Here is a 19,749-nt window from a genome sequence, read left to right as displayed (position 1 = left end):
TCAATTTTTTACATCTGAGCTTGAATTATCTGCTTTTTTACCCTGCTGTTCACTTTGATTATTATTTTTTTCGATGGTTTTTTCAGTAATCATATATACCTATTTTTATTAGCTACCTTAAAAATATAATTTATTTCTTTTATTTTAAATATATATATACATTATACTTCTAAATATAATCTACACCTGAGAAAATATATAGATCTTAGGAAGTAAAAATGCCACAAATTGTGACGGTTTACGCTTTTAATAAAATCTAAGATAATTTAAAAGGAGCTTATATAAAGCTAAGCTATAGTCCACACTTAAAGGTGCTGTTGAAAATTATTTAATCAACAACCTAACTATTAATATTTGATAGTTTAAGAAATAAGCGATTGAGTAATTAAATCTTTATTAAGATGTTCTAATAGTATTTGTATTTCAGAATACTCATGGCAATTTAGGATCTGCTGAGTAACTTTTGACAGTTCCTGCTGGTTACTCTTTGCTATAATTTGCTTTACTTCCAATAAAGAGGAAGGGTGCATACTAAAAGTCCTTAACCCCAGAGCAAGAAGTAAGCGAGTATAATGTACATCACCTGCCATCTCTCCACACATAGAAACACTTATGTTTCTTTTCTCTCCTGCAGAAATCGTATGATAAATAAGCTGTAGTACCGCTGGGTGTAAAGGTGTGTAAAGATAATTTACCTCATTATCAATTCGATCAATTGCCAGTGTGTATTGAATAAGATCATTGGTACCAATGGAGAGGAAATCCAGATGCTGAGCAAAGATATCCGCACAAATAGCTGCAGAAGGAATCTCAATCATTGCACCGATAGGTAAATTAGGATCATATTTTAATCCTTGTCGTTTCAATTCCTGTTTACACTCTTTAAGTAAGACTATAGTTTGCTTTACTTCCTGTAAAGTACATATCATAGGTAGCAATAGGCGTACAGGCCCATGGGCTGAAGCTCGGAGAATAGCTCTAAGCTGAGGGCGAAAAATACTGGGCTCTCGTAGGCAAAGACGAATAGCACGTAACCCTAAAGAACTAGTAGATATCGGAGCAGAAATAGCATGATCATCTACGGTTTTATCTGCACCTAAATCAATGGTACGAATAGTAACTGGCGATCCATTTAAAGCATGAATGACTCGAGTATAAGCCTCTAATTGTTCCTCTTCATCGGGAAGTGAAGTACGGTTAATATATAAAAATTCTGTACGATAAAGCCCTATACCTTCTGCTCCCGCTTGGGTCACTAAAGGTAACTCTTCAGGTAGTTCAATGTTTGCCTCTAAATTAATGGTTGTCCCTTCTAGAGTGATAGCTCGCTGATTTCTAAGCTTATTAAGCCCAATAAGCCGCTTTTGATAGGCGGTTTTTCTTTCTTGAGCTTTTTGAATAAGCAGATCTTGTGCACCTGCTAGTAAGATGCCTTGCTCACCATCGATGATAATTAATTCATTGTCTTGTATATAATGCTGAGCACCTTGTAGACCAACAATAGCAGGAATACCTAAACTACGGGCAAGAATACTTAAATGGGAGTTATGGCCACCGTGCTCAGTGACAAATCCTGCAATTTCTTGTTGTTGCATCAAAATAACTTCAGATAGCGTTAAATCATTGGCAAGTACGATGCAATCTTTAAGCTGCCGGGTAAGATAATCATAACCAAAATTCTCTGGATTGATGAGAATATGCAAAATGCGATTAATGATGTGATTTACATCACTTTTGCGATCTCTGAGATAAGCATCTTCCATCTCATTGAAGGCGTTTGCTAAAATGTCACCCTGTAGTTTTAATGCCCACTCGGCATTACAGCATTCTGTTTGTATAATTTGGATTGGAGCAGTTGTAAACGCTTTATCCTCAAGCATAAGTAATCGCATGTGAATAAAGGCAGTAATATCAGTAGAGATACTCTCAGGGATTTTTTCTAAAATACTATGCAGTTGATTTTTAGCAGCAGCTAACGCAGCTTGATATCTTTGTATCTCTCGATCGAGGAGAGGAGGAGCAAGTGTATATTTATTAACTTTAGGTTGATCTTGTACTAAAAGATAGGATTTTCCTATACTAATTCCTCGGGAAGCACCGATACCGTGTAATTCAAGCGCCATAGTACTTATCTAGATATAATTTATTTATTAGGTTCAATTTTTTGTTTCTCATTCGCCCTCATCAAAGCGATTATTAATAAGCTCTTTAATTTGGATAAGTGCTTTTTCTTCATCAGCACCAGAGACGTTAATTTGCAAGCAAGATCCTTGAGACGCAGCTAACATCATAATCCCCATAATACTTTTGCCATTTGCCTCTTTTTCATTATATTTAATTGTAATTTTACTTTTAGATTTAGAAGCTAAAGTTACTAATTTAGCTGCAGCTCGTGCGTGTAACCCTCGCTTGTTAATAATAGTTATGTTGTCCTCTACCATTTTTTATTTTTCCCTGTTAGCTGCATACACAAATTCCTTGTGCTCCACCACTTACTGCTTTACCTGTTAATTCATCTAAACTTAATTCAGGATAGTTAAGTACTCGAATAAGCATAGGTAGATTTAGCCCAGATACAACTTGTATATGATTCTTTTTTGCCAAGCGGCAAGCAATATTACTAGGTGTAGATCCATACATATCAGTTAGAATAAGTACTCCATCTCCTTTATCTAATAAATTATTCACTAGAGATTGAGCCTGTGCTTGTAGTGAGTCTAGATTAGATGTACGAGTAACACGTAACAATTCCAGTTGTTGTGGGCGATACTCTAATACATCACTTACGCTATCAAGTAAAGCTAAACCAATATTATTATGAGTGATCAGTAATACGCTTACCATCATACTAAATCCCGATGATAGCAAAGGACATGACTATGAATGGATTGAAAGTGGGATTTTAATTGTTCTACTAAATAAACTGATCGGTGCTGACCTCCGGTACAGCCAATACTTATTGTAAGATAGCTACGATTTGTTTTTTTAAATTCTGCTAACCATTGTTGTAGAAAATGGATTAAATGCTCTTTCATCTGAAGTACTGTCTTATGATTTTCAAGATAAGAAATTACACTTTTATCTTGCCCCGTTAAAGAGCGTAAATGCAGCTCCCAGTATGGGTTAGGTAGACAACGTACATCGAATACGAAATCTGCATCAAGCGGAACGCCATGTTTATATCCAAAAGATTGAAATAATAGTGACATTTCCGTTGTTCGATCATTTGCTATATATATATTGATGAGGTGCTGAAGCTGATATATATTTGTATTAGTCGTATCAATTTTAATATCTGCCCTTTGCGTAATGACTGCAAGTAAATCTCGCTCATCTTGAATAGCTTTGGCTAAAGGAATATTACTTAAGGGATGTTTACGACGAGTTTCGCTAAAGCGCCTAAGCAGAGTTGCATCATCTGCGTCAAGAAAGATTATGGAGTACTTTACTCCCATCTTTTTAATTTTTTCTAAAATATGAGGAAGATGTGCTAGTTCTTGTGAAAAATTACGCACATCAATGCTAACAGCTCCATGAATATGAGGATTATTCCAATCCACGTTTTCTACAAAATGGGGGAGTAGATCAACTGGCAGATTATCTACGCAATAGTAACCCTGATCCTCTAAGAAATGAAGAACGATACTTTTTCCTGAGCCAGATACCCCGCTAATAATTTGTAATTTCATGAAAGCCTATACTTAGCGATCCTTAATTTTTCAAAATACACTATATACACTGACGCTGTTCTAGTTCTAAGAGTGAATCATAGCCATTTTGATATAGTTGATAATCTTGAACAGCGATTTCTATTATAGAAGCTAATGGTAATCGCTCTGTAATTGGTAGTGTAAGTTGGGTAACTGAAATACCAAGTTGCTCCCACTTCCCTAAATTACGGCTGAGAGGTTCTATTTCTTTCTCTATATCTAAATGGATTACAAAATCAAGGGCGTGTTCAAAAATAATAGCTTGCTCCCCATATATTTTTCTAATATTAACAGCACCTAAACTTGGTATTTCAAGAAAATCTTGTAGGATGGGGGAACAGCTACCTATTAATTTTTGGTTATCGCTGTCTTTATGGAAAATGGGTACATCATCAGCAATTAAGCGATGACCTCGTTGAATTAATTCTAAGGCAAGACTACTTTTACCTACTCGACTCTCTCCTGTAAGGAGTACGCCTAGGTTAAATATAACAAGTAATACACCATGAGTCATAATACTATTATTAGTAGCTAGATTCATGAATCTAAATAGCTAATACTATAGCACTAAGTTACTTAGATAAACTCGGCTTGTTGTCCCACTCTATTAGAGTTTGTAATAAATCTTGAGAATTTTTAACTTCTTGCAAGTATTGGCACAGTTTAGGATTACGAAATAGGGTTGCTAACTGAGCAAGTAAATTTAAATGATCATCTGTAGATTTTTCAGGTACTAATAGAGCAAAAAATAAACTTATGGGTTTATTATCAATGGCATTAAAATCGATTCCGTTTTTTAAACGGATAAATGCTGCAATAGTATATGGACTTCCTTCTATTCGAGCATGGGGAATAGCAATACCATTACCAATACTAGTACTTCCTAATCGTTCCCTACCTAGTAAATGACTTAAAATATCTGTTACCTCCAGCCCATAAGTACCATGGGAAAGTAATTTAGCAAGCTGCTCTAGTACTTGTTTACTACTGCTTGCCAAAGAATCAATAATAATTTGTTCAGGGGTAAGGATTTCAGAGATTTTCATAGTAATTTATATAGTGTTAATAACTATATTTATTAAAATTTATGAAGATTTTTTTCGTTCACTAGATGTGGGAATATTCAAAAATTCCCGGTACTTTGTAACTGTACGACGAGATATTTTAATACCTTGTTTTTCTAACACTAGTGCAATAGCGTTATCGCTTAGAGGTTTATTTACTGGTTCTTGTGCTATTAATTTTTTAACTGCAGCACGAATAGCAGTTGAGGAATAACCTTCACCATTTTCTGTTTTTATACCGCTAGAAAAAAAGTATTTTAATTCAAAAACCCCCCAAGGAGTATTCATATATTTATTAGTAGTAATACGAGATACTGTTGATTTATTCATAGCAATAGATTTTGCAACATCGTGTAATATTAATGGGCATATATCTATTTCATTGCCATATTCTAAGAATCTCCGTTGATATTTAACAATACAGGTAGCAGTTTTTAGCAAAGTTTCATTACGAACATGTATTCCCTTAATAAACCAGCGAGCATCCTGAAGTTGATCCTTCAAATAACTCTGCGTAGCAGGTGCATTATTATTTTTATGAGTTAAATCCTTATAGTAACTATTGATTCTAAGCTGAGGAATGATCTCTGGATTTAATTCAGTTTTCCAGCAACCATTAGATTTGGTGACATAAACATCGGGAATAATATATTCAGTTTTATTGGATTGTATTTGATAGCCTGGATAGGGATTAAGAGAACGGATCATTTTTAATATTAAATCTAATTTTTCTCTACTTAGCTCTTCTCCTATTGGCAATAAGTTAATTGCCCTAATTATTTTTTCATAATTACGCTCTGCCAAATCAGATAAATGGCGTAGCACAAGCCACTTAGTAAGATCTAATAATGGAGTATCAGTTGGATAGCGATTAAGCTGTAATAAAAGACACTCTTTTAAATCCTTTGCACCAATGCCTGGAGGATCAAAGTTGCGTATTTTAGATAAAACTTCCTGAATTTCCTCAGATTCAACTACGATATTTTTTTCTATAGCTTCTATTATTTCTTTCAACGAGCTATCTAAATAGCCTTGTTCATTAATAGCATCAATAATTTTACTAGCAATAAAAAATTCTCTTTCACTCGTAGTATTTAAATAAGCTTGCCAGAGTAGGTGCTCTTGTAGCGTCTCTTGAGTGTTTTTAATACTATCTATGTCAAAGAGGAACTCATCTTTAGATGGTTTTGGAGATAAAGAGTAATCATAAATATCACTCCAATTTGCGTCTATGGGAAGATCTTCAGGTATATTCTCTTCTAGTAGAGTAGAGGTTGAATCTTTAGATTCTTCATTATTTATAACATGTTCTTCTTCATGCTCAGCTTGTTCTAATAGTGGGTTGGATTCCAGCATCTGTTGAACCTCATTTTGGAGATCAATTGAGGAAAGCTGCAATAAACGAATTGATTGTTGTAATTGAGGGGTTAATGCAAGCTGTTGTTTTAATCGTAATTGGAGTCCGGTTTTCATTTTTATTATGATTTTTTAAGTACTAAATATTATAGATTAAAGTTATGACCTAGATAGACCTCTTTGACTTGTTCATTATTAAGAATTTCTTGAGGCTTGCCACTAGCAATCACCTCTCCCGCATTCACAATATAGGCATGTTGACAAATGCCTAAAGTTTCTCGAACATTATGATCAGTGATAAGCACGCCAATTCCTCTATCAGTAAGGTGGCGGATAATATCCTGTATGTCTAACACCGAAATAGGATCCACACCCGCAAATGGTTCATCTAACAATATAAATTGTGGCTCTACTGCTAATGCTCTTGCAATCTCTACTCGTCTTCTCTCTCCTCCTGAGAGACTCATTCCTAGCGTATTCCTTACATGAGTAATATGCAATTCATTAAGTAAACTATCTACTAAGTAATCACGTTGTGCTTTGGTTAGATTATTTCGTGTTTCAACAATGGCTGTAATATTCTCAGCTGCAGTAAGTTTACGAAATACAGATGCCTCTTGAGGAAGATAGCTAATACCTAACTTGGCACGACGATGAATTGGATAGTGAGTGATATTGTGATGATTTAAAGAAATTTGCCCCTTATTTGGAGGAACTAATCCTACTATCATATAGAAGCAAGTAGTTTTTCCAGCACCATTAGGGCCCAATAAACCTACTACCTCACCACTTAAAAGCTCTACTGAAACGTCTTTTACCACCCAGCGAGATTGGTAGCATTTTGCAAGATGATTAGCAGCAAGTTTGCTTATAGATAATTTATTTACTACATGATTCATAAATTTAGGATGACTCTTCTAGATCATCCCCTTCTTTAAGCCGAATATCATTCTCTTTTACCCAACCCTTTACTGCTTTTCCATTCACAAGGGTAGCAATATGAGCCCAAGGTCCCTGATGACCGTAAATCACCACTTGAGTTCGGGGCGGAATAAGAGCAGTTTCTTTACCTTTACGATGAGGGCGATCAAGTAGTTTTAGCCATGTTTTAGTACGCCCATCGGAGAGATCGCCCTCAAGTGCTGGAGTCTCTTCAATTTCATACTTTTCTATTTCAGAAGATTTTAATTCATCCTCTGGTATTATCTCTAAGGTACCTTTATCCTTTGTTGTAACTATTGTTTCATTCTTAGGCAGTTTTATATCTTCTTTAGCATTAATGTCATCTTTCTCAGGCATTATCTTAGTCTGAGGTTCTGATAAGTTTAAGTCCTCTAACTCTTGATGTTTAGCTTCAATATTAATAAAACGTGAGACTACCCAGCCTTTTAAAATTTTTCCGCTAATAGCAGCTGTAATTTGGGACCATTCGCCATTCGTCTTAAGGACAGTGATAGGTGTACGTTCTGGTAATAGTGCTAATATTTTAGTTTTTGTACTAGCCTCTGATCGAAGATTTAATTTTGTCTTAGTATAGCCATCGCTTTTTATTTGCTCAGGGTGCTCTTTATTACTAGTATGATTCTCTAAGTTTGTATTAGTTGGTAAAGAGTTTTTAGTTACTTTTTTCTCTTTCTTAGATGTATTTGCTATAAAACCTAATTTATCTTTTTGAGCAGTACTATTTTCTTCATTAGGATAAATTGTTACATGGATACGCCCTGTACTTGTTCCTTTTTCTCCTCCTTGCCCTTTAACAATACGACGCTCGGTATCATACTCTATATAATCTCCTGTAAAATCATCCTCTCCCTGCCATACATGGGCTTCTTTAAAGAGATATATCATTGATTTATTATCTACATATTCCATACGTAATGCTTTGGCCTTTGTTTCTTTAGAGCCATCACTAGGTAATTGGTGAAACCATGCAGGTTTTCCTACTGCAATCATTTTTTCAATTTTTTTGTTCTCATCATAGAAGATGGTTAAAGTATCAGAATCGATTTTCATATCATCTTGAGTAAGATGAACATCGCCGTAATAGATAGCTGTTTGTTTACGATCATCTAGCTCTCCACGATTAGCATCAATATGAATAGGTTTTTCTTCAGTACTATTGCTAGAGGCAAGTACGATTGTCCAGTTTAAATTTAAAATAATAAGCCCAAAAATAATAAAACTAAGGCTTACCTGTTGATACATAATCTCCTTTAACCTGTGATATGAGCTCTACTCGATCTTCATTAAAATAGAGTCGAGCACCTACCGAATCTGTTCTCCCTGAAGGACTAAACATAGTGGTTGGTTGGCTAGTTTCAGCATATTCTTTCTCCAATTCTATCCTTACATTTCTAGTAAAAATTGTCATATCATCTAGTTCGATACCATTTTCATCTAGCTGGTGAATAACTACCTTTCCTACAAGGAAAATTCTATCACTGTTACCTTTAGTCAGCCCTCTTTCAGAAATAGCACTCCATTTTGGAGAAACATCTTTCTGATAAAAGACGATATAAGGAGTAGTTACATCAATCACATCATTGTCAGAGTAATGAACCATCCTAGGGCCACTTAAAGTATGATGTGGTAATCCTTGCTCATCTATTCCAGTGGATATAAAGTTATCCATGAAGTAGTCAATACTATATTTTTTATTGTGTGGACTATGGCCAACTTTTTTGGGGAGCGGTTTTTTTATTAAAGTTGTCCAGCTTATCAAGAAGATAATAGAAAGGACTGTAACAATACTTCTGAATTGGAATCGACGACTAATAGTACTACTCCAATTGGGATTGGAAGGTATTCTGTGCCTTCATGATGAGTTCACAAACATCACGAGCAGCCCCTTTTCCTCCTACATTAGGGGTTATCCAATGGGCCTGCTCTTTTACTAGAGGATGAGCGTCCTGCACGGCAATTGATAAGCCTACTTGTTTCATAACACCTAGATCTACTATATCATCTCCTACATAAGCAGTTTCATAAGATTCAAATTTAAGCTCATCAATCAATTCTTTATAGGCAGCTAATTTTACTTTTTGCCCCTGATATACACAAACAATACCTAAATCTTTTGCTCTTTGACGAACAGCATCAGAGGTACGTCCTGTAATAATTCCAATTTTGACTCCGGTATTTTGTAGCATTTTCATTCCATGACCGTCCCTAGAATAGAAGATTTTACTTTCTCGTCCATTAGAATCAAAAAAAAGTCCTCCATCGGTTAAAACACCATCTACATCAAAAATAACTAGTTTAATCTTCGAAGCTTTAGTAAAAAGATCGTCCATAAAATTCAATTACTATTTTTTTATAAAACACCTGCACGGAGTAAATCGTGCATATTTAAAGCACCCACTAATTTTTGAGTTGAGTATTCTACGACAGGTAAGGCATTAACTCGGTAACGCTCCATAATACTTAATGCTTCTACAGCAAGTTGGTCAGGACCTAGAGATTTATAATTCACTGTCATTACTTGTGCGATCAAAGTGTGATGAATGTCTACCCCTTGATCTAAAGATCGGCGTAAATCCCCATCAGTAAATATTCCTACGAGTTCTCCTGCATTATTTATAACAGTTGTCATACCTAACCCCTTAGAGGTCATCTCTAACAAAGCTTGGCTCAAAAGGTCATGATCCCTAACTATTGGAATATCTGTACCTTGGTGCATGATATCTCTAATATGCAGTAAAAGACGTCGACCTAGCTGTCCCCCAGGGTGAGATCGTGCAAAATCCTCTTTGGTAAACCCTCTAGATTCCAATAATGCAATGGCTAATGCATCACCCATTGCAAGGGTCGCTGTTGTGCTTGCCGTAGGTGCCAACCCTAAAGGACAAGCTTCTTGCGCAACACTAATATTAATATGCACATCCGCCATTTTTCCTAAGGTTGACTGAGATCGGCTAGTCAATGCAATTAAAGGGATATCCAAGCGTTTAATTAGGGGAATCAGCATACAAATCTCTTCAGTTTCTCCAGAGTTGGAGAGGGCAAGTACTACATCTTTATCAGTAATCATCCCTAAATCACCATGGCTTGCTTCTCCGGGATGTACAAAAAAGGCAGGTGTTCCAGTACTTGCTAAGGTTGCCGCAATCTTACTGCCAATATGACCTGATTTCCCCATACCTAAAACAATAACTCGCCCAGTACAAGAGAGCATATACTTGCATGCAGCTATAAAATTGCTGTCAATTCTAGTTTTAAGATCAGCTATTGCTTTAGCCTCAGTTTCAAGAACAGCAATACCTAACTGAATTATTTTAGTATCCATACTTAAAAAGTAAGGATATAGAGGATATTTAAGAAATCAATTTATAGAAAACTCCATGTAGAGGAGAGGTAGATATCAATTATTAGAAACTAATTTATCACCAGGAATTCCTTCCTTATTAAGATCTGGTTTCTTTTTTAATGGGCGTGCAGGAGTAAAGTGCTCTGGGAAAACAGGATCAGTAGGTTTAGACACTAAAGAGTAATACTGTTTAAAGAGAAGATTTCTACTTGCAGAATCTTCATCATCATCACTGTCGTCAAAATCAAAATTATCATAGGAATCTTTTGCAGGTACTTTACCATCATGAATTTCAAATTCTCGACGTTGAAAATATGCCTCTCTCATATAAACATAAGGATCTAAGGAGGATTCATCAAGTATATCCTTAGCAGCTAGTAAATTTGCCCTCATATCTATTGTTCGCACTGCACTTAAGCCCAGGCGAATGCCTAGGCTAGGAAAATAAGTGATAGGCCAAGCAGCACCATACATTCCATATCCGATAGCATCCCGAACAGTAGAAGGACCACTCATTGGCATAATCAGATAAGGACCAGGTTTCACGCCCCAAACAGCAAGGGTTTGACCAAAGTCCTCATTATGTTTTTTCATTCCCCCTAAAGATGCCATATCAACGAATCCAATTAGGCCTACGGTACTATTTGTCAGCACTCGTGCCATGTCAGTAATTCCATGCTGGAATTTTCCTTGCAGAAAATCATTCACTAGAACAATAACATCATCAATATTACCAAAGAAATTATGAATTCCCTTTTTAATAGGGCCAGGAACGGCTTTTTGATACCCTTTAGCAACAGGCTTCATCAGAAGGCGATCTGTGACTTCATTCATTTTATAAGCAGTGCGATTTAATCGCTCAAAAGGATCTCTAGGATCAGGGGCTGCTATTTTTGTAGTACTACCACAGCCAGCTAATATAGTTATAAGTAGTAATAACCCGAACTTGGTATGCCATCCTGCTACTGATGTTTTATTCATAATTTTATTAAAGCCGCCTAAAAAAAGTAACTCTCATACATCTTATCAAATTTAGTTAATACACTTAAATATTTTAAAAAACTTTATACAGCATTTCCTGTCCTATTGCTTTAGTATTATATTAGAGCTCTGCTTTCAAAAAGCCATTGTTGAAAATTCCTTAAGTAGCAGATTTTGTATCAGTGTAGATCATATATTGAAGATATGAAATGAACTTCATAAATTTATGCATTTGTAGTATGCAATTAAATGAAAACAAATAAATTTCCGATATAGCACTTATTTAGATTATATCCTATGAAATCTGACAATCGGCTAGTTACAATGCAGAATATGCATTTTTCCAGAGGGATACGATCCATTTTTAATGGCGTTGACATTAATATTGAAAGAGGAAAAATAACAACAATTATGGGCCCTAGCGGCACTGGGAAAACCACTTTACTTCGCCTCATTGGAAAACAATTATCTCCTACTCAAGGCATTATCAAAATAGACGGTCAAGACCTTGCAAACTTATCAAATAAAGCACTATATACGCTACGCAAGCGTATAGGTATGTTGTTTCAGAGCAGTGCTTTACTTACTGGGCTTTCTGTATTTGATAATGTTGCTTTTCCTCTACGAGAGCATACTTATCTATCTAAGTCGATGATCAGAGATCTGGTACTTATCAAACTTCAAGCAGTAGGATTACGTAACGCTCGCCATTTGATGCCTAGTGAGCTTTCGGGTGGGATGGCACGTCGTGTGGCTCTAGCTAGAGCGATTGCATTAGATCCTATGATGATTATGTATGATGAGCCTTTTACTGGACAGGATCCTATTTCTATGGGAGCTTTATTACATCTTATCCGATCTATCAACGATACTCTCGGACTCACAAGCATCATAGTTTCTCATGATGTTCAGGAGGCAGCATCGATTTCTGACTATATCTATATTCTCTCCAATGGTAAAATTATAGACCAAGGTACTCCTAATCAAATTAAAACGTCTGTTCAAGAAGCCACTAAGCAATTTATACAGGGATTACCTGATGGTCCTGTACCGTTTCATTATCCTGGCGAGGACTATAGAAAAGACTTGTTAGATATGGATAGATGATTTAAATGATTTGGGATAAGCTATTTAAGCTCGTTAACTAGCAACTTTTTATATAACTCGAGGATTTTGGTGGTTAAATTTATTCGCTATCTAGGTCGACGGGGATTAAGTACTCTCCGGCGTTTAGGTGGAAGTTGCCTCTTTTTAATAAGGCTATTACTGAGTAGCTCTGTTTTGTTTTTACGCCCCTTTTTAGTAGCTACTCAAGTATATTCTGTGGGTGTTTTGACCTTGTCTATTATCATAGTTTCAGGTCTTTTTGTTGGTATGGTTTTAGGATTACAAGGCTATACTACACTAACAAAATTTGGAGCTGAACAATCGCTTGGAGCTATGGTTGCTCTAACTTTGGTTAGAGAGTTAGGTCCTGTAATTAGTGCATTGCTTTTTGCTGGGAGGGCTGGATCAGCACTTACTGCAGAAATCGGATTAATGAAAGCTACAGAACAATTATCTGCTTTGGAAATGATGGCAGTTGATCCTATGCGTCAGATTATTGCTCCTAGATTTTTAGCAGGCTGCTTTTCCATGCCTCTTTTGACATCCATATTTATTGCAATCGGGGTTCTAGGAGGGTATTTTGTAGGGGTAGGCTTACTCGGCGTAGATCAAGGTGCATTTTGGACACATATGCAGGATTCCACTGACTGGAGAGGTGACGTATTAAATGGTGTTGTGAAGAGTATTGTATTTGGTTTTGTATTAAGCTGGATTGCAGTTTTTGAGGGTTATGATAGCGTTCCTACTTCAGAAGGAATATCTCAAGCAACTACTCGCACCGTAGTGTATTCCGCATTTTCGATATTGGCACTAGATTTTTTACTTACCGCATTAATGTTTGGGATTTAGTAACTAAATTATGAAACAATCCACTACTTTGGAACTTGCTGTAGGCTTATTTGTAGCCGCTGGCTTATTAGCTCTATTCTTATTAGCTGTGAAAGTGAGCAACCTTAGTCTTGTTACGACAAAGAATACTTATCCTATCGTAGCTAAATTTCAGAATGTTGGTGCTCTTAAAATACGATCTCGTGTTACTTTGTCAGGAATGACAATTGGTCGAATTGCATCAATAGAGCTTGACCCCAAAACTTATGATGCTAAAGTGGTAATGCAAATCGAATCTAAATACAATTATCTTCCTGAAGATACCAGCGCAAGCGTTTATACTGCAGGATTATTAGGAGAGCAATATATTGCCTTAGACCCAGGTGGATCTGAAACTATGTTAAAAAGTGGGGGGGAAATTACTTTAACACAGCCAGCATTGGTATTAGAAAGATTAATAGGACAATTTCTCTACAAAAAAACAGCGGAAGGAGATAATAATTCTTAGCTCTAAATCAGTAAAAATTTTTAGTACCTTTCATTATATTAATTAATTTAGAAAGAAGTTAAGTGTCTTATAAAATTGAAACAACTTCTACCAAAAATTTTAAGATTATGGGTGTACTCACTTTTGATACTGTAATCAGTGCTGGTGAAGAGGGCATAGATTTATTTGAGTCTGTAAGTGATATACAGGTTGATCTACAAGAAGTCACACATACAGATAGTGCTGGTCTCGCCTTGCTTATTTCTTGGGTACGTTATGCTAGATTACAGAATAAATCTCTTCAATTTTTAAACGCATCAGAACAGATATTAGCACTTGCTAAAGTCAGCAATCTTGATCAAATTATCCCTTTTAGCTAGGAATTAACATTTACAGTTATAGTTTTGGAATTATTTTAAATGGACGCTAATACAATTAAACATATGATAGAATCTGGACTGCCCGGTGCAAAAGTTGCAATCTATAGTGAGGATAACCACCATTTTGAAGCATTTATAATTCATACGGGATTTAATGGAAAAACCTTACTCGAGCGGCATCGTATGGTTTATGAGACTTTAGGGAATAGTTTTCAATCTAATTTACACGCATTAGCACTTCATACTAAAACTCCAGAAGAAGAAGGTTAGTACAGTAACTTATTTGTTTCTCTATTACCATAACTGTTACTATTGTAGGTAATATGGTTTGGATAAACTGCTAATTGCAGGCGGTTCCCCTATGAGTGGGGAAATCAAAATATCGGGTGCTAAAAATGCCACTCTCCCAATGCTTGCTGCTGCTTTGCTTGCAAGTACACCTATAGAAATCTGTAATATTCCACACTTACAAGATGTAACTACTACTATAGAATTACTTGGATTAATGGGTGCTGTTCTTACAGTAAATGAAGATCTCAATATCCAAATAGATACCAGCACATTAACTCAATTTAGTGCACCTTATGAGTTAGTTAAAACTATGCGAGCCTCTATTTTAGTGCTAGGACCACTTTTAGCACGGTATGGTAAAGCAGATGTTTCTTTGCCAGGTGGATGTGCTATAGGTTCTCGACCCATTAATCTTCATATCCACGGCTTACAAGCCATGGGTGCAGATATTACTATTAAAAATGGCTATATTCATGCCAGAACCCATGGGAGATTAAGGGGAGCTAAAATATTGATGGATCAAGTATCTGTAACGGGTACTGAGAATTTAATAATGGCAGCTACTCTAGCTAATGGGGTTACAATTATTGAAAATGCTGCCTGTGAACCAGAAGTTACTGATCTAATATATCTTCTCAATAAGATGGGAGCAAAAATATCAGGTATAGGGACTACTACTTTAACAATTGAGGGTGTCTCTATACTTAATGGTACAAAATATACTGTACTCCCTGATCGTATTGAAACAGGTACCTATTTAATTGCCGCTGCACTCACAGGTGGAAAAGTGAAGCTTAAAAATACTGATCCAACAATTTTGGACGCAGTATTATTAAAACTAGAAGAATCTGGTGCGGAAATTGATACAGGGGTGAATTGGATTTCTTTAGATATGAAAGGAAAGCGACCTAAGGCGGTAGATATATGTACTTCTCCTTACCCAGCCTTTCCTACTGATATGCAGGCCCAATTTACTGCACTTAATGCCATTGCAGAAGGTAATGGAACTATTACGGAGACGATTTTTGAGAATCGCTTTATGCATATTCAAGAACTTCAACGCATGGGTGCAGAAATTAATTTAAAAGGAAATACTGCAGTTACTAAGGGAGTAAAAAATCTAACAGGAGCCCCTGTTATGGCCACTGATCTCAGAGCTTCTGCATGCCTTGTTTTAGCAGGGCTAGCTGCGCAAGGAATTACTGTTGTGGATCGTATTTACCATATTGATCGAGGTTATGAGTGTATTGAAGAGAAACTGCAAAATTTAGGAGCAAACATTAAGCGAGTCTCAAACTACACTGTTAGTGATATTTATTCCATTTATGGCTAAATCTTTTAAACTTGCAATTTCTAAAGGTAGAATTTTTGATGAAGCATTACCACTTCTAGCGGCTATTGGTATCTACCCTATAGATGATCCTAAAACAAGTAGAAAACTTATTCTGGATACTAACCGAGATGATCTTAAATTAGTTATCATTCGTGCCACCGATGTACCTACTTATGTAGAATATGGTGCTGCTGAATTAGGAATTACCGGTAAAGATGTATTATTAGAACACTTAGGAAATGGATTATATGAGCCTTTAGATCTTAAAATAGCTCGCTGCCGGATGATAGTAGCGGGTAAAACAGAAATACCTCCTAAGTCTAGTCATTTACGTATTGCAACAAAATATATCCATAGTACTCGTCGTTTTTATGCCCAACAGGGACAGCAGGTAGAGCTGGTTAAACTTTATGGATCCATGGAGCTTGCCCCTCTAGTTAATCTTTCAGATTGCATTGTAGATTTAGTAGATACAGGTAATACCCTTAAAGCTAATGGATTAGTGCCATGGGAGCACATTGCTCATATTAGTTCTCGATTAATAGTGAATAAAGCAGCTATGAAAATGGCACATCAGCAACTTAAAGAGTTTATTCATCATATGACAATTGCGGTAGATAAGTATCATGGCTAATATTAGCCGACTTAAGATCAATCAAGCAGATTTTTGGAAAGTTTTAGAACAAAAACTAGCTTGGAGTAGTGTAGCTAATGAAAATATAGTAAGTACGGTACAAAATATTATTAAAGAAGTCTGTTCTAAAGGAGATAAGGCATTACTAGAATATACTCATAAATTCGATCATGTCACTGCCTCTTCTATGGCAGAACTAGAAGTTCCCATTAGCACCATCAAAGAATCTTTATCTGAGATTCCTATGGATCAGCAAGAGGCGTTAAAAATAGCAGCTCAGAGAATTACCCGCTATCATCAACATCAAAGGCAGGAATCTTGGACCTATACAGAGTCAGATGGTACTGTACTAGGCCAGCAGATTACTCCTCTAGATCGAGTGGGACTCTATGTTCCGGGAGGGAAGGCTGCCTATCCCTCATCAGTACTTATGAACGCTCTTCCAGCGAAAGTAGCAGGGGTACCTGAACTCATTATGGTAGTTCCTTCGCCTCATGGAGAAATTAATAAATTAGTACTTGCTGCTGCTGCTGTAGCAGGTGTTGATCGAGTATTTACGGTTGGCGGTGCTCAAGCGGTTGCTGCCCTTGCTTTTGGCACGGAAACTATCCCTAAGGTAGATAAAATTGTGGGCCCTGGCAATATTTACGTAGCTACTGCTAAAAGTATGGTATTTGGGCAGGTAGGAATCGATATGATTGCAGGTCCGTCTGAAATTTTAGTGCTTTGTGATGGAAAAACTAATCCAGAGTGGATTACAACGGATTTATTTTCCCAAGCAGAGCATGATGAAGATGCTCAAGCTATATTGCTATCTACAGATAAGAGTTTTCTCGATCAAATAGAAAGAACGATAGAAAATCTACTACCTACATTTGAACGTTGTAAGATTATTGAGAGTTCTTTAAAAAATAGGGGAATACTGATCGAAGTGGAAAACGTAGATCAGGCACTAGAAATTATTAACTTTATTGCCCCTGAACATTTAGAACTCTCTGTAGAGAATCCTCAAGATATTTCCTCTCATGTTCGCCATGCTGGTGCCATTTTTATGGGGCGGTACACTGCTGAAGCTTTAGGAGATTACTGTGCAGGCCCTAACCATGTGCTGCCTACTTCTCGTACTGCTCGTTTTGCCTCTCCTCTAGGAGTCTATGATTTTCAGAAACGATCCAGCTTAATTCAATGCTCTCCTCAGGGTAGTCAAACTCTAGGAAAAACCGCTTCTATCTTAGCAAGAGGGGAAGGATTAACCGCCCATGCTCGTTCTGCAGAACACCGTCTTTAATGGCTAATGATCTTGTCACTCAATGGGTTCGTCCTGAAATTCAGGCACTTTCTGCTTATCATACGGTAGATCCGGGGAGGCTAATTAAGTTAGATGCGATGGAAAATCCCTATACATGGTCTCCAAATCTTATTGCAGCTTGGTTAGAAAAATTAAAGACTGCAAATATTAATCGCTATCCAGATCCTCAATCTCATAATTTAAAATTAAAAATTCGCTCCTACCTAGGCATATCAGATGATATAGAGCTTATTCTTGGCAATGGGTCTGATGAATTGATTCAAATGATATTACTTGCAGTAGCAGGATTAAACCGTACTATCATGGCTCCCGATCCTACCTTTGTAATGTATCGACAAATTTCCTTAATGCTAGGATTGGAGTATCAAGGCATACCTTTACGCCAAGATTTTTCCTTAGATCTTTCCTTGATACTACAAGCTATCCAAGAAAAAAATCCTGCAGTTATTTTTCTGGCTTATCCGAATAACCCTACAGGAAATCTCTTTGATCCTAAAGAAATAGAAACTATTATTGAAGCAGCTCCTGGGCTAGTAGTAGTAGATGAAGCCTATACTGCTTTTGCAAAAAAAACATTTATTCCCTTACTTAGCCAATATAAAGATCAATTGTTAGTCATGAGAACACTCTCTAAAATTGGGCTAGCAGGACTGAGATTAGGGATTCTCGTAGGTAACCCGGATTGGATTGAAATTCTAGAGAAAGTTCGTCTTCCTTATAATATTAATCAACTTACCCAGATTAGTGCTGAGTTTGCGTTAACTCAAACAGAAATTTTAGATAAACAAACAGATCTCATTTGTACCCATCGAGAGCAATTACTTGATGAGTTACAAAAAATACCGAAGATTTATGTTTATCCCAGCGATGCGAACTTTATTCTCTTCAGTACTCTGCCTAATCAGGCAAAAAGTATTTTTTTAGCAATTAAGAAACAAGGTGTTCTAATCAAGAATCTTTCAAGTTATGGGGGGCTACTTCAAGATTGCTTAAGAGTGACTGTAGGCACTGAAGAGGAAAACTTTGCATTTTTAAATGCCTTGAAAGCAGCTTTAGCAATATAAGGTTTTTTGTAATAGAAAGACTTATGTAAAGAACATAGTAGAATTTCTTAAATAAGCCCTCTTTTTTAAGAGGGCTTATTGTTTGTTTTAAACAAAATAACCTAGTTAGTTAAGAGAGAAGTTCGAAATGATATAAACCCTATTATGAATAAACTCAGACCCATAAGACTCAAGCTATTAGGCTCAGGTATCGAAGGGCTAGAGTTGGCAGCAAATGCGGTAAATGTTACATCTCCAGTTAGTATATTAGTACCGCTTTCTACATTATTTAGATCGAATTTTATATCACTACCATCTAAAAAATGATTAGTATCAAAATAATTCTCAGCAATCCCACCAGTAATATCTAAGTACCCAACTCCACTACTTGGCCCTTGAGCAGCTATATTTTCTACTTCTAGCGTATAATTATCGTCATCAACATGCCCCTCTCCTGATAAAAATAATTGCTCAGGATCACCATCAATTGAAATATAAATATTAAATGTTCCTCCACTGAAAAAATCATCATTTATATTAGAATCAGGAGATAGCACATAGTTATTAAAATCAAAACTAAAATTTAGAAAACAGCCATCACATAGAGGTGATGAGCTAGGAATCGTTTGAGAGCTATTACCACTGAAGGTATCTCCAGAGTTAACAGGGTGATCGTAAGAATAAAAAGATATGTCAGGTAGAGAAAATTCACCATCAGGAATATTTAAAGTTTTACCACTTACATTAATTAAAAATGCAGATGCAAATCCTAACGGTAATAGACTAAGGCTAGCAATAAATATAACTGCACGATATTTTTTCTTGAATCGCTTCATAGAGTACTATCTCCTTTTTATTGTTTTAAGTATTTGGTATAAGAAGGTGAAAAAATACCTCTATTAATTTAATAGAGATATAAG

23 protein-coding genes are annotated in these 19,749 nt (G+C 36.2%); 9 read left to right on the top strand and 14 right to left on the bottom strand.

Going from position 1 to position 19,749, the window contains the following annotated elements:
* Positions 1-362 precede the first annotated feature (362 nt).
* The 13 genes from ptsP to OOL07_RS08150 all read right to left on the bottom strand — a co-directional run bounded on the left by ptsP (position 363) and on the right by OOL07_RS08150 (position 11,417).
* The gene (gene ptsP, locus OOL07_RS08210) at positions 363-2,123 is read right to left on the bottom strand and encodes a phosphoenolpyruvate--protein phosphotransferase (protein WP_264696073.1); all 1,761 of its coding nucleotides are present in this window, start codon (positions 2,121-2,123) and stop codon (positions 363-365) included.
* A gap of 48 nt (positions 2,124-2,171) precedes the next feature.
* The gene (locus OOL07_RS08205) at positions 2,172-2,441 is read right to left on the bottom strand and encodes an HPr family phosphocarrier protein (protein ID WP_264696071.1); all 270 of its coding nucleotides are present in this window, start codon (positions 2,439-2,441) and stop codon (positions 2,172-2,174) included.
* Between the two features lie 16 nt (positions 2,442-2,457).
* Positions 2,458-2,847 (bottom strand): PTS sugar transporter subunit IIA, encoded by a 390-nt coding sequence (locus tag OOL07_RS08200; protein WP_264696070.1) that lies wholly within the window; start codon positions 2,845-2,847, stop codon positions 2,458-2,460.
* Positions 2,844-3,689 (bottom strand): RNase adapter RapZ, encoded by an 846-nt coding sequence (gene rapZ / locus OOL07_RS08195; protein ID WP_264696069.1) that lies wholly within the window; start codon positions 3,687-3,689, stop codon positions 2,844-2,846. Before rapZ ends, OOL07_RS08200 begins: the two co-directional genes overlap by 4 nt.
* Before the next feature lie 40 nt (positions 3,690-3,729).
* Positions 3,730-4,251 carry a phosphoenolpyruvate carboxykinase (ATP) gene (locus OOL07_RS08190; protein WP_264696068.1) on the bottom strand — a complete coding sequence of 174 codons (522 nt, stop codon included), beginning with the start codon at positions 4,249-4,251 and terminating at the stop codon, positions 3,730-3,732.
* A gap of 31 nt (positions 4,252-4,282) precedes the next feature.
* Complete coding sequence (locus tag OOL07_RS08185) at positions 4,283-4,756, bottom strand: PTS sugar transporter subunit IIA (protein WP_264696067.1); 474 nt, start codon at positions 4,754-4,756, stop codon at positions 4,283-4,285.
* Between the two features lie 39 nt (positions 4,757-4,795).
* The gene (locus OOL07_RS08180; RefSeq protein WP_264696066.1) at positions 4,796-6,247 is read right to left on the bottom strand and encodes an RNA polymerase factor sigma-54; all 1,452 of its coding nucleotides are present in this window, start codon (positions 6,245-6,247) and stop codon (positions 4,796-4,798) included.
* 29 nt (positions 6,248-6,276) lie between these two features.
* Complete coding sequence (lptB, locus tag OOL07_RS08175; RefSeq protein ID WP_413774110.1) at positions 6,277-7,029, bottom strand: LPS export ABC transporter ATP-binding protein; 753 nt, start codon at positions 7,027-7,029, stop codon at positions 6,277-6,279.
* Between the two features lie 4 nt (positions 7,030-7,033).
* Positions 7,034-8,335: a lipopolysaccharide transport periplasmic protein LptA gene (gene lptA, locus OOL07_RS08170; RefSeq protein WP_264696065.1), complete on the bottom strand. Its 1,302-nt coding sequence runs from the start codon at positions 8,333-8,335 to the stop codon at positions 7,034-7,036.
* Positions 8,313-8,852: an LPS export ABC transporter periplasmic protein LptC gene (gene lptC / locus OOL07_RS08165; RefSeq protein ID WP_264696063.1), complete on the bottom strand. Its 540-nt coding sequence runs from the start codon at positions 8,850-8,852 to the stop codon at positions 8,313-8,315. Before lptC ends, lptA begins: the two co-directional genes overlap by 23 nt.
* 58 nt (positions 8,853-8,910) lie before the next feature.
* A complete protein-coding gene (locus OOL07_RS08160) occupies positions 8,911-9,423 on the bottom strand; it encodes a KdsC family phosphatase (protein ID WP_264696062.1) in 513 nt (170 codons plus the stop codon).
* A 20-nt stretch (positions 9,424-9,443) separates the two neighbouring features.
* Entirely contained in the window at positions 9,444-10,415 is a 972-nt protein-coding gene (locus OOL07_RS08155; protein ID WP_264696061.1) for a KpsF/GutQ family sugar-phosphate isomerase, read from the bottom strand.
* A gap of 75 nt (positions 10,416-10,490) precedes the next feature.
* Positions 10,491-11,417 (bottom strand): MlaA family lipoprotein, encoded by a 927-nt coding sequence (locus OOL07_RS08150; RefSeq protein WP_264696060.1) that lies wholly within the window; start codon positions 11,415-11,417, stop codon positions 10,491-10,493.
* Between the two features lie 297 nt (positions 11,418-11,714).
* On the opposite strand from OOL07_RS08150, the gene OOL07_RS08145 reads away from it, so the two are divergent.
* The 9 genes from OOL07_RS08145 (at position 11,715) to hisC (ending at position 18,850) form a co-directional block, all read left to right on the top strand.
* Entirely contained in the window at positions 11,715-12,524 is an 810-nt protein-coding gene (locus tag OOL07_RS08145; protein ID WP_264696058.1) for an ABC transporter ATP-binding protein, read from the top strand.
* A gap of 69 nt (positions 12,525-12,593) precedes the next feature.
* Positions 12,594-13,373, top strand: a complete 780-nt coding sequence (gene mlaE / locus OOL07_RS08140) for a lipid asymmetry maintenance ABC transporter permease subunit MlaE (protein WP_264696370.1) — start codon at positions 12,594-12,596, stop codon at positions 13,371-13,373.
* 10 nt (positions 13,374-13,383) lie between these two features.
* The gene (gene mlaD, locus OOL07_RS08135) at positions 13,384-13,860 is read left to right on the top strand and encodes an outer membrane lipid asymmetry maintenance protein MlaD (RefSeq protein WP_264696057.1); all 477 of its coding nucleotides are present in this window, start codon (positions 13,384-13,386) and stop codon (positions 13,858-13,860) included.
* A 62-nt stretch (positions 13,861-13,922) separates the two neighbouring features.
* The gene (locus OOL07_RS08130; protein ID WP_264696056.1) at positions 13,923-14,219 is read left to right on the top strand and encodes an STAS domain-containing protein; all 297 of its coding nucleotides are present in this window, start codon (positions 13,923-13,925) and stop codon (positions 14,217-14,219) included.
* Positions 14,220-14,258: 39 nt separating this feature from the next.
* Positions 14,259-14,489, top strand: coding sequence for a BolA/IbaG family iron-sulfur metabolism protein (locus OOL07_RS08125; protein WP_264696055.1), 231 nt, complete (start codon positions 14,259-14,261; stop codon positions 14,487-14,489).
* Positions 14,490-14,547: 58 nt separating this feature from the next.
* Positions 14,548-15,843 (top strand): UDP-N-acetylglucosamine 1-carboxyvinyltransferase, encoded by a 1,296-nt coding sequence (gene murA / locus OOL07_RS08120; protein WP_264696054.1) that lies wholly within the window; start codon positions 14,548-14,550, stop codon positions 15,841-15,843.
* Positions 15,836-16,477 (top strand): ATP phosphoribosyltransferase, encoded by a 642-nt coding sequence (hisG, locus tag OOL07_RS08115; RefSeq protein ID WP_264696053.1) that lies wholly within the window; start codon positions 15,836-15,838, stop codon positions 16,475-16,477. Before murA ends, hisG begins: the two co-directional genes overlap by 8 nt.
* A complete protein-coding gene (gene hisD, locus OOL07_RS08110) occupies positions 16,470-17,765 on the top strand; it encodes a histidinol dehydrogenase (RefSeq protein ID WP_264696051.1) in 1,296 nt (431 codons plus the stop codon). Before hisG ends, hisD begins: the two co-directional genes overlap by 8 nt.
* A complete protein-coding gene (gene hisC, locus OOL07_RS08105) occupies positions 17,765-18,850 on the top strand; it encodes a histidinol-phosphate transaminase (RefSeq protein WP_264696050.1) in 1,086 nt (361 codons plus the stop codon). Before hisD ends, hisC begins: the two co-directional genes overlap by 1 nt.
* Positions 18,851-18,951: 101 nt before the next feature.
* On the opposite strand, the gene OOL07_RS08100 is transcribed toward hisC, so the two are convergent.
* Positions 18,952-19,665: a hypothetical protein gene (locus OOL07_RS08100; protein WP_264696049.1), complete on the bottom strand. Its 714-nt coding sequence runs from the start codon at positions 19,663-19,665 to the stop codon at positions 18,952-18,954.
* Positions 19,666-19,749 lie beyond the last annotated feature (84 nt).

The sequence above is a fragment of the Candidatus Nitrosacidococcus sp. I8 genome (assembly GCF_945836005.1).
In the GTDB taxonomy this organism is placed as follows: domain Bacteria; phylum Pseudomonadota; class Gammaproteobacteria; order Nitrosococcales; family Nitrosococcaceae; genus Nitrosacidococcus.
The sequence above is the reverse complement of the archived record's forward strand: the minus strand, read 5'-3'. Positions and strand labels throughout refer to the sequence as shown.

What these genes read in the sequence shown, in the direction of transcription:
- OOL07_RS08190 (WP_264696068.1), bottom strand. Translation starts at nt 4,251, where the DNA reads ATGAATCTAGCTACTAATAATAGTATTATGACTCATGGTGTATTACTT.
- OOL07_RS08145 (WP_264696058.1), top strand. Translation starts at nt 11,715, where the DNA reads ATGAAATCTGACAATCGGCTAGTTACAATGCAGAATATGCATTTTTCC.
- OOL07_RS08160 (WP_264696062.1), bottom strand. Translation starts at nt 9,423, where the DNA reads ATGGACGATCTTTTTACTAAAGCTTCGAAGATTAAACTAGTTATTTTT.
- ptsP (WP_264696073.1), bottom strand. Translation starts at nt 2,123, where the DNA reads ATGGCGCTTGAATTACACGGTATCGGTGCTTCCCGAGGAATTAGTATA.
- lptB (WP_413774110.1), bottom strand. Translation starts at nt 7,029, where the DNA reads ATGAATCATGTAGTAAATAAATTATCTATAAGCAAACTTGCTGCTAAT.
- hisC (WP_264696050.1), top strand. Translation starts at nt 17,765, where the DNA reads ATGGCTAATGATCTTGTCACTCAATGGGTTCGTCCTGAAATTCAGGCA.
- OOL07_RS08180 (WP_264696066.1), bottom strand. Translation starts at nt 6,247, where the DNA reads ATGAAAACCGGACTCCAATTACGATTAAAACAACAGCTTGCATTAACC.
- mlaD (WP_264696057.1), top strand. Translation starts at nt 13,384, where the DNA reads ATGAAACAATCCACTACTTTGGAACTTGCTGTAGGCTTATTTGTAGCC.
- hisD (WP_264696051.1), top strand. Translation starts at nt 16,470, where the DNA reads ATGGCTAATATTAGCCGACTTAAGATCAATCAAGCAGATTTTTGGAAA.
- hisG (WP_264696053.1), top strand. Translation starts at nt 15,836, where the DNA reads ATGGCTAAATCTTTTAAACTTGCAATTTCTAAAGGTAGAATTTTTGAT.
- lptA (WP_264696065.1), bottom strand. Translation starts at nt 8,335, where the DNA reads ATGTATCAACAGGTAAGCCTTAGTTTTATTATTTTTGGGCTTATTATT.
- OOL07_RS08200 (WP_264696070.1), bottom strand. Translation starts at nt 2,847, where the DNA reads ATGATGGTAAGCGTATTACTGATCACTCATAATAATATTGGTTTAGCT.
- rapZ (WP_264696069.1), bottom strand. Translation starts at nt 3,689, where the DNA reads ATGAAATTACAAATTATTAGCGGGGTATCTGGCTCAGGAAAAAGTATC.
- OOL07_RS08185 (WP_264696067.1), bottom strand. Translation starts at nt 4,756, where the DNA reads ATGAAAATCTCTGAAATCCTTACCCCTGAACAAATTATTATTGATTCT.
- OOL07_RS08150 (WP_264696060.1), bottom strand. Translation starts at nt 11,417, where the DNA reads ATGAATAAAACATCAGTAGCAGGATGGCATACCAAGTTCGGGTTATTA.
- OOL07_RS08125 (WP_264696055.1), top strand. Translation starts at nt 14,259, where the DNA reads ATGGACGCTAATACAATTAAACATATGATAGAATCTGGACTGCCCGGT.
- OOL07_RS08155 (WP_264696061.1), bottom strand. Translation starts at nt 10,415, where the DNA reads ATGGATACTAAAATAATTCAGTTAGGTATTGCTGTTCTTGAAACTGAG.
- OOL07_RS08100 (WP_264696049.1), bottom strand. Translation starts at nt 19,665, where the DNA reads ATGAAGCGATTCAAGAAAAAATATCGTGCAGTTATATTTATTGCTAGC.
- OOL07_RS08205 (WP_264696071.1), bottom strand. Translation starts at nt 2,441, where the DNA reads ATGGTAGAGGACAACATAACTATTATTAACAAGCGAGGGTTACACGCA.